The 1,013-nt window shown below is 34.8% G+C and carries 1 protein-coding gene; it reads left to right on the top strand.

The window, feature by feature from the left end:
- The coding region (gatB, locus tag DMP16_RS10185; RefSeq protein ID WP_143577216.1) for an Asp-tRNA(Asn)/Glu-tRNA(Gln) amidotransferase subunit GatB at positions 1 to 1,013 on the top strand (1,013 nt) is incomplete at both ends.

Below are 1,013 nucleotides of genomic sequence, written 5' to 3'. Positions count from 1 at the left end.
TACTGGCTCAATATTAACTAGTAGCTACTCTCTTCTAGATTATAATAGATCTGGCACACCATTACTAGAAATAGTTACAGAACCGGACTTAAGATCTAGTAAAGAAGCAAGAATGTTTTTGGAGAAATTAAGATCCGTACTTGAACACTTAGGAGTTACTGATGGTAATATAGAAGGTTCAATTAAAGCTGATGTTAACGTTTCCATTAAAGGTGGAGAGAGAGTGGAAGTGAAAAACGTTGGATCACCTAAAGATGTTGAAGACGCTATAGATTATGAGATTGCTAGACAAAGAGCATTATTAATACAAGGTAATGTTGTAAAGAGGGAGACAAGACACTGGGATTCGGATAGAAAGGTAACCGTCGCGTTAAGAACTAAAGAGACGGAAGAAGATTATAGATATTTTCCTGACCCAGATCTGCCTCCCTATTTGATCTCTAGAGAATTAATTCAAAAAATTAAGTCTGAGATGCCTGAATTACCAGATGATAGAGCAAAAAGATTGATAAATAATTACAAGATTACTGAATATCAAGCACAAGTATTAGTCGGTGAAAAAGCCCTAGCAGACCTCTTTGAGAATATAGCTACAAAATATAAGAATTATCCAAAAATTGCTAACCTTTTAATAAATGATTACATGAGATGGCTCAACCAAAATAATATGCGCCCATCACAAAGTAAGGCTAAAGCTGAACACATTGTTAAATTATTCGAGTATATAGATTCTGGAACAATAACACTAAAGATAGCTAAGGAGTTTTTACCAGAGATGGTATTATATGGCAAAGATCCAGAACAATTAATTAAAGAGAGAGGAATGACATCAATAAAGGATGAGGAGTACCTATCAAAAGTCATAGAAGAGGTGCTAGTTGAAGAAAAGGAGGCTGCAGAGAAAGCCAAGAGAGATCCTAAGGTAGTTAACTATTTGGTAGGAAGTGTAATGAAGAGAACTAATAAGAGAGCTGATCCTAGCTTAACACTTGAGCTAATTAAGAGAAAATTAG

The organism is Sulfolobus sp. B1 (assembly GCF_007050195.1).
Classification (GTDB): Archaea; Thermoproteota; Thermoprotei_A; order Sulfolobales; family Sulfolobaceae; genus Saccharolobus.
The sequence above is the reverse complement of the archived record's forward strand: the minus strand, read 5'-3'. Positions and strand labels throughout refer to the sequence as shown.